Source organism: Streptomyces sp. NPDC004838 (genome assembly GCF_053600955.1).
The window spans coordinates 21,941-29,564 of record NZ_JBSGAW010000049.1 but is presented as its reverse complement, the minus strand read 5'-3'; the positions used below and the strand labels follow the sequence as shown (position 1 = coordinate 29,564).

The window sequence follows — 7,624 nt, the reverse complement described above, 5'->3', positions numbered from 1 at the left end:
CAAGCTCGCGGCCTGCCACGACGCCTCCGACAACGTCGTCAACGGCCCCAAGGACGCCCACGACCTGGCCGGACTGCGCAGCGTCCCGCGCCCGGACACTCCGGAAGGCGCCACCGGCACCGTCACGGCCGTAGGACAGGGCGCGTCCAAGACCCGCCTGTTCGTCAAACGCGACGGCCGCTGGGCCCATCTGAAGCCCACCGACAAACTGACCGGGTCCGAGCTGCGGGCCGGTGTGGAACTGGGCGTCGAGGCCAAGGACGTACGCCGCGACGCCACCTGGGACGGACGGGTCACCATCCGCTTCACCGTCACCCACGACGGGTCCTCCGCGTCCGACGACGTGACGATGCGCGTCGCCCCCGTCCTCACCCACCACCACCTCCAGAAGGCGCAGCAGGTGATGGTCACCGAGAGGCAGGGTAACGACCAGTACGCCAAGATCCAGCGCAAGTTCGTCAAGGAGCTGGGCAAGCACGTCAAGGCGGCCGGGATCGGCACACCGCTCAAGAAGTTCACCCACTACGACCTCTGGGTGCAGGACTTCGTCGAGCCCGGCTATGCGACCATGCCGGGCCCGGACGGAAAACCGCGCGCCATCCGGGTGATGATCCGCTCGGCGCAGCCCGACCGGGAGGCGGGCCGGCAACTGTTCGAGAAGATGCGCGGCCCCGACGTGGGCGTCGTCCAGGTCAGCGGGGTACTCGACAACGAGGAGTGGACGCTGAATTCCATGGGCAACCTGGAGACCATCCCTCCCCACCGGCACAAAGGCAACAACTACCCCGCCGGCCGGATCATCATGGGCCACCGCCCCGACACCGGCTCCAAACCCGCCAAGGCCATGCGCGACTTCCTCTCGGCCCAGGGCATGCAGTCGCCGCTGCTCCTCGACACCTCATGGCTGGCCGTGGGCCATGTCGACGAGTTCATCCAGTTCCTGCCCGCGAACACCCGTCGCGGCTGGCGGGTCGGAGTGGCCGACCCACAGGCGGGCATGGAACTGCTACGCAAGGCCAAGCAGGCGGGGCACGGGCGCACCAGGGTGATCTCCGTGGGCGACGGTATCTTCCCCGCGCCCAAGGAGACCATCAACCAGGTGCTGGCCTCCAAGGAGTTCCTCGCCGACAACAAGCTCGCCGCCGACCGCATCAAGGCGAACCTGGACATCATCAAGCGCGAAACGGGCATCACCGACTCCGAGATCGTCCGCGTGCCCTCCCTGTTCAACCGGTACGGCGTTTCCCCGCTGGGGGACCCGGCGGCCTCCGAGAACCGCAAGCTGCAGCGAATGGGCTCGGACAACCTGGGACGCCCCAGCCAGCTCCACGGACAGCAGGAGCGATTCCAGCGCCTGGCTCCGCAGGACGAGCAGACGTCCGCGCATGTTCCGGGACCGGTCAACGGCGTCGTGCTGAGCCCGAAGCACTACCTCGCCCCCAAGCAGTGGGGCCCGGTGATCAACGGCAAGGACATCTTCACCCATGCTGTCACCACGGCCTACCGCAAGGCCGGATTCAAGACCATGTACATCGACGACTATTACACCTACCACGCTGGTATGGGCGAGGTGCACTGCGGAACGAACACCCTCCGCGAGACCCCCGCCTGGTGGCCCGCCCGGCGGTGACGAACCCCGGTGCCGCCGCCGGGGGGCGGCGGCACCGGCTCGTCCGGCCAACGCGATGCGGCACTGCTCGGGACCGACGGACGCGGCCGGACGCGGCGGATGGGCCCGACAGGTGCCTGGGGCCTGCCTGTCCGCTCGACTCTGCCGCGGGCCCGGGACCGCGGCTGGACCCGTAACCGCACCGGACGGGACGAACCCTGCCCGCTCCCGCCGCGCCCGCCAGGCCGGGCAGGGCAGGGCCGGGCCGGGGGGGGGGTGGGACCGGGCAGGGCAGGCGGGCCGGGGTGGCGGGACCGGTGGGGCAGGCGGCGGGGCCAGTGGGGCGAAGAGGCGCAGAAGTCCCTTGCGTCCCGTGGCCCTGTTGCAGTGGTGTGTTCCCCATGAAGAAGAGAAGCTTTGCGGCACTGGCCACGGCCCTGGCGGTGGCACCTCTGGTGGCCGGTGTGCCGGGACAGGGTGCGGTGGCCGCCGGACCCGATGCCGGCGCTGGGCCGCCCACCGCATCGGCGCAGCTGCGCGGAGTGGACCTGGACACGGTGACGATCCCCGAGTTACAGGCGCGCATGAAGCGCGGGTCGCTGACCTCCTCGCAGCTGACCTGGGCGTACCTCCAACGGATCAAGGCCATCGACCCGAAGATCAACGCGGTGCTGCGCACCAGTCCGACGGCTCTGAGGCAGGCGGCCGCCAGCGATGCCCGGCATCGCCTCGGAAGGGCCCGCGGCCTGCTGGACGGCATCCCTGTCCTGCTGAAGGACAATGTGGACACCCGGGACATGCCGACGACGGCCGGGTCGCTGGCGCTGGCCGGACGCGGCTCGGACAGGGACGCCGAGTTGGTCGGCAAGCTGCGTGCGGCGGGCGCGGTGATCCTTGGCAAGGCCAACATGTCCGAATGGGCCAACTTCCGTGCGGCGAAGCCGACGTCGGGCTGGTCGGCGGTGGGCGGGCAGACGCACAACCCCTACGTTCTGGACCGGAACCCGTGCGGATCGTCCTCCGGTTCGGCCGCCGCGCTCGCCGCGTCGCTGGCGCAGGTGGCGATCGGCACCGAGACGGACGGCTCCATCGTGTGCCCGGCAGGGATGAACGGGGTCGTCGGTCACAAACCCAGTCTCGGAACGGTCAGCCAGTCCGGTGTCGTCCCGATCTCCGCCGAGCAGGACACGGCCGGCCCCATGGCGCGCAACGTCGTCGACACCGCGATCACCTTCTCGGTCCTCAGCGGTCACTACGCCGCAGGCGACGGTGGCTTCGGCCTCACGAAGGCGGCCACCCGCCCCGACGCTCTGCGCGGCAAGCGGATCGGCCTGTGGCGGCTCCCGGCGCTCGGCGCGGGCGTGGATGCACTGATGACCCGGACCGCGGCACGCCTGCGGGCCGCCGGAGCCCACGTCGTCGAGGTGACACCGCCCTACCAGAGCCGGCTCACCGAACTCGAGTTCCCGGCCCTGCTGAGCGAGTTCCACCGGGACATCAACGGCTACCTGTCCACCCGCAGCGGGCCTCGCGACCTCGCCGGGCTGATCGAGTTCAACCGCACGCACCCGGCCGAACGGACGTGCTTCGCCGGCCAGGAACTGTTCGAGCAGGCCCTTGTCGCGCCGCCGACCACCGACCCGCGCCACCGGGCCATGCGCGCCGAGCTGAAGGACCTGTCCCGGCGGTCCATCGACGAGACCATGGCCGCCCACGGCCTCCACGCCATCGCCTCCCCCGCTAACCCGCCCGCCTGGACCACCGACTGCGCACGGGGCGACAACGACGTGATCCCCTCCTCCACCCCGGCCGCCGTCGCTGGATACCCCTCGTTGTCCGTGCCCGCCGGGTTCGTCGGCGAGCTGCCGGTGGGCGTGCTCCTGATGGCCGGCGACCGCCAGGACGCCGAACTGCTGTCGCTGGGCGCGGCGGTGGAACGGCGGCTGGACGCCTGGCGCGCACCGCGGTACCTGCCCTCCGTCGGACCCGGCACCATCGGCTGAGGACTGCCTACCGGGCGGGGCCGGACGCGGTGGGAGTCCCCGCAGCGCGATCGGGCGCGGGACCTGCGGCGCAGGCGATCAGGTAGAGGACCCGGTTGTGATGCGGGGAGCTGAGGGGCCCGGAGATCCCGGACAGGACCGCCCCGGTCATGCGAACGACTCCGACAGCACCCAATCAAGTTCAATAGCAGCTGGGGTACCACAGCGTCCTCGGGTTGTAGCGTCAGGATCCTGGATCACTTGTCGCGGCAATGGCCCTGAGAAGGAGGTCCAAGTCGGTGAGGTCTTCAAGGACGATGTCGGCACCTGCGGCGCGCAGTTCGGGTGCGGAGCTGCGGCCCGTAGCGACAGCGACGACGCGCACACCTGTCTCAAGGCCGCCTTCGACATCCGCAGGGGTGTCCCCGATCAGTACGGCTTCCGCCGCCGTGACCGAGGAGCGGGTCAGGGCGAGGTCGACGAGGGCGGGGCGGAGGTCGGCGTCTTCTCCGTATGCGCCGACTCCCCACTCCATGTGAGTGCCGAGGCCAAAGACGTCCAGCTTGACCTCTGCGACGGCGCGCACGTTGCCGGTCACCGCTGCCTGACGGACGCCCGCGATGGCGAGCGCGTCCAGTGCAGCGGCGGCGCCGGGGAGAGCAGTGCCCTGTTCCCGGAGTTCACCCGCGTGCTGAACGTACAGTTCCGTGAGAGCTTGCGCGAACCTCTGGAAGTCGGCACGGTCGGTCGAGAGCCCGTGCAACTGTGCCGTCTCCCGGAAGATCAGCGCCTCTGTTCTGCCGTCGATCGTCGCCTGATTCCGCATGGGCTGGCCCGTCACTCGTTCGAACGCGGCTGCGGAGAGTCTGCGTCCGACGCCACGCGACGCGATGAGGGTGTGGTCGATGTCCCAGAGAACCAGTTGAGGCATACGCTCCTTAGCGTGAAGGTCCGTCCTACGCTGGCGCATTACGGGAGGGGGGACGGCAGGGGGGTGAGGAGCAGGGCGTCCAGAGTGGCGGCGGTGGCTGCGGGGTCGGTCGTGTGGTGCACGGTTCGGATTCCGAGCGCCTGGGCCGGGGGCAGGTTCTCAGCGTGGTCGTCGACGAACACGCATTCGGGGCCCGTGAGTTTCAGGGCTACAAGCGTCCGCTCGTAGATCACGGATGAGGGCTTGCGCGCCTTTTCGCGTTCCGACAGGACGATCGCGTCGAAGAAGTTGTCGTACAGACCCAGGTCCGCGTAGGGGTTGTACGGTTCGGTGCCGAAGCTGTTGCTGAGCATCGCGAGCTTGATTCCGGCTGCCCGAGCGCGCTGTGCTGCTGCCACGATGTGGGGTTCGGGGCGGAGGTTGGCGAGGGCGCGCCGCATCAGGTCGGTGGGATCGATGCCGAGGATGCCTCCGATGACGCGGTTCCAGTCTTCTTGTGTCGCCTGGCCTGTTTCCAGTGCGGCGTACACCGCGACGCCGTCCGGGTGTTTGTCCAGTGCGTGAAAGTAGGCGCCAGGGCGAAGGTTCTCGGTCCTCTCGAACGCTTCCCCATTGAGTCTCATGCGGGTGGTCAGGACGCCGCCGAAGTCGAGAATCAGGCCACGGTACGGTGCGGTCAACGCTGGTCTCCTCGGCTGTCTGGTGATGGGGCGGGCCCTGGCCGCTGATGCCTGGGGGACTCCGGGTATCCCGGCCGGGGACCTCATCACTCTCCGGCCATGGGCGGGAGCCCCCGTCCTGCGCCCCGTGGGGTTGGGACCAACGCACGGGGCGCAGTTCGGAGTACCGTTCTGAGTGTCGACGCCAGAACGGAGTAAGTATGCCGTACCCGTCATCAGGCTTGGGAGACAACCTGCGGGCGCACCGCCGCGTTGCGGGCTTCAGTCAGGAAGAGTTGGCCGGCCAAGCCGGCGTTTCCGTATCGGTGGTCAGGAAGCTTGAGCAAGGGGGGCAGGCGAGGGTCGAAACCCTGCACAGCTTGGCCCAGGCCCTGGGAATTTCCACCTCGGAGCTGTTCGCTGCGGACACGCCAGCCCCTGTCGTCGGGGATGAGTCGAACCGGCAGATGCTCATGCCTTTAAGGAGGGCACTCATGCCGCCCGTGGGAATGGAGGAGACGCTGACAGACCCAGGGGAAGCAGAGCCGATCACGGATCTGTGGCGGCAGATCGACGACGGCCAGACGCTCTACAACGCCGACCGGTATGACTCGGTGGCCAGGATGCTGCCCAACCTGCTTCAGGCGACGGAGGCTGCGGTATCCGCGACGGAGGAAGGGCCGGAGCGAAAAGAAGCAACGGTCGTGCGCTCGCACGCCCTGCTGCTCTCCGGGAAATACCTCACCCAGGTGCGGCAGTACGACATGGCCTATCACGCCCTGTCGGAGGGCATTCGGCTCGCTCGGGAGAGCGGCGATAGGGCAGGGGCGGCGACGGGCGTGGTCGGCATGTGCTGGCTGCTGCTGCGTCAGGACCGGTTTGATGATTGCGAGAAGCTCGCGGCCTTGACGGCGGATCAGATCGAGCCGCGGTTCTCCTCCGCTTCGCCCGGCGAGCTGGCCTTGTGGGGCGAGCTGTCGCTGCGGATCGCGGCGGCGGCGGTGCGGAACAACCGGCCGGACACCGCGGCCGAGGCCCGGAGGATGGCAGCGACGGCGGCCAGCGCGCTGGGCCAGGAGCACACCGACTACCGACAGCACTGGGCGCGATTCGGGCCTGTCACAGTCGAGTTGAAGGCTGTGGAAGATCTGGGGCTGGCCGGGGATTCCCGGGGTGTGCTGCGCCGGGCGGAAACGGACGTGCTCACCTCGCGCGCCGCGCAGAAGCTGGGGAAGCCGTCCACCGTGAACTGGAACCGGCACCGGCTGGATGTGGCGCAGGCTCATGTGCGTCTGGGGTCCACTCAGGACGCGATGGACGAGCTGTACCGCATCAAGCGAACTGCCGGGAACTGGATCAAGCACCAGCCGATGGCGCGCTACATCATGCAGGACATCCTCAACGCCCGTAAACGGACGCTGACTCAGGAGATGCGCTCCATGGCGGTGCATATCGGCATCCACGCCTAGGTGTCACGTTGCGTGATAGTTCACTGCCTTCGGGTAGTGAACTATCGCGCTCTGAGTGTGGCTGTCCCTGCTCGCCCTCCGTACGGTCCTTGTCAATGGGTGGGACCTACGCTCGGGGGATAGGCCATGCGAAGAACACCAGCAGACCGAGAGCGGCGCCGTCAGCTTGCCGACGCCTCCGTTACCGCGACCACTCCGGTGACCAGACCGGGCGAGATCTCACTGGAAGCCCGCGAGTTACTCGTGCGTCGCGGTGACCCGGACCGGTGGGCATCGCGCAAACCCTGCTCCTCTCCAGGACCGGGGCCCGCGTACGCCGCAGCCGACGCCCCATCGACTCCCTTACCCGCTGAGACCGTGACGCCGACCGAGGCCGAGCTGTGAACACCACAGTCCGGCCGGACCACCCGGCGAGCCACCACGCGGGCAATCTGCTGGAGGCGACCTTCCAGGTCCAGTCCGGCACGGCCGGTTCGCCTGCCCCCGGCGACCTCTGGCACGTCGGCATAGTGCGCCGCCTGGCCTCCGCCTGCCTGTACCGCAGCGGGCTGGGCCACGTGACCGATGACGCGGCGCTCGTCGTCTCCGAGCTGGTCACCAACGCGGTCGTGCACAGCGGCGGTACGCGCATCGCGCTCACCCTCGGCCTCCCCGCCGACTATCTGCTGATCACCGTCCACGACGGCGGCCCTGCCCGCCAGCACCCCGAGGTCCGCCGTCCGGGAGACGACGAGGAGAGCGGCCGGGGCCTGTACCTCGTGCGGCACCTCGCCTCCGCACGTGACGGGGCTTGGGGAACCAGTGACGGCACCACCTGGTGCGCCCTCGCGCGCTGAAGCGTCGGGTCTTCCACCCTCCACCTCACCTCTTGAGGACTGATTCATGGTTTCCGTTCCCCGGCCGCGCGTTCGCCTGCCGCACCGGCGCCCCGTCGATCCCCGAACACTCCCTGCCCGCAAGGGCTTACGCGCCCA

Annotated in this window: 6 protein-coding genes; 4 read left to right on the top strand and 2 right to left on the bottom strand. The window is 69.1% G+C overall.

Annotated features, from left to right (window positions below; translation table 11 throughout):
- The coding region (locus ACWEFL_RS34640; RefSeq protein ID WP_451720797.1) for a protein-arginine deiminase domain-containing protein at positions 1 to 1,630 on the top strand (1,630 nt) is incomplete at its 5' end.
- 380 nt (positions 1,631 to 2,010) lie between these two features.
- Positions 2,011 to 3,612: an amidase family protein gene (locus ACWEFL_RS34635; RefSeq protein WP_451720795.1), complete on the top strand. Its 1,602-nt coding sequence runs from the start codon at positions 2,011 to 2,013 to the stop codon at positions 3,610 to 3,612.
- Positions 3,613 to 3,835: 223 nt separating this feature from the next.
- Here ACWEFL_RS34635 and ACWEFL_RS34630 read toward each other — a convergent pair whose 3' ends face one another.
- Both ACWEFL_RS34630 and ACWEFL_RS34625 read right to left on the bottom strand, forming a co-directional pair.
- Positions 3,836 to 4,522, bottom strand: coding sequence for an HAD family hydrolase (locus ACWEFL_RS34630; protein ID WP_451720793.1), 687 nt, complete (start codon positions 4,520 to 4,522; stop codon positions 3,836 to 3,838).
- A 38-nt stretch (positions 4,523 to 4,560) separates the two neighbouring features.
- Positions 4,561 to 5,202 carry an HAD-IA family hydrolase gene (locus tag ACWEFL_RS34625; protein ID WP_451720791.1) on the bottom strand — a complete coding sequence of 214 codons (642 nt, stop codon included), beginning with the start codon at positions 5,200 to 5,202 and terminating at the stop codon, positions 4,561 to 4,563.
- 200 nt (positions 5,203 to 5,402) lie between these two features.
- On the opposite strand from ACWEFL_RS34625, the gene ACWEFL_RS34620 reads away from it, so the two are divergent.
- On the top strand, positions 5,403 to 6,650 hold the full coding sequence (locus ACWEFL_RS34620) for a helix-turn-helix domain-containing protein (RefSeq protein WP_451720789.1): 1,248 nt from the start codon (positions 5,403 to 5,405) through the stop codon (positions 6,648 to 6,650).
- 380 nt (positions 6,651 to 7,030) lie between these two features.
- Entirely contained in the window at positions 7,031 to 7,486 is a 456-nt protein-coding gene (locus ACWEFL_RS34615; RefSeq protein ID WP_451720787.1) for an ATP-binding protein, read from the top strand.
- The last annotated feature ends 138 nt before the right edge of the window (positions 7,487 to 7,624 follow it).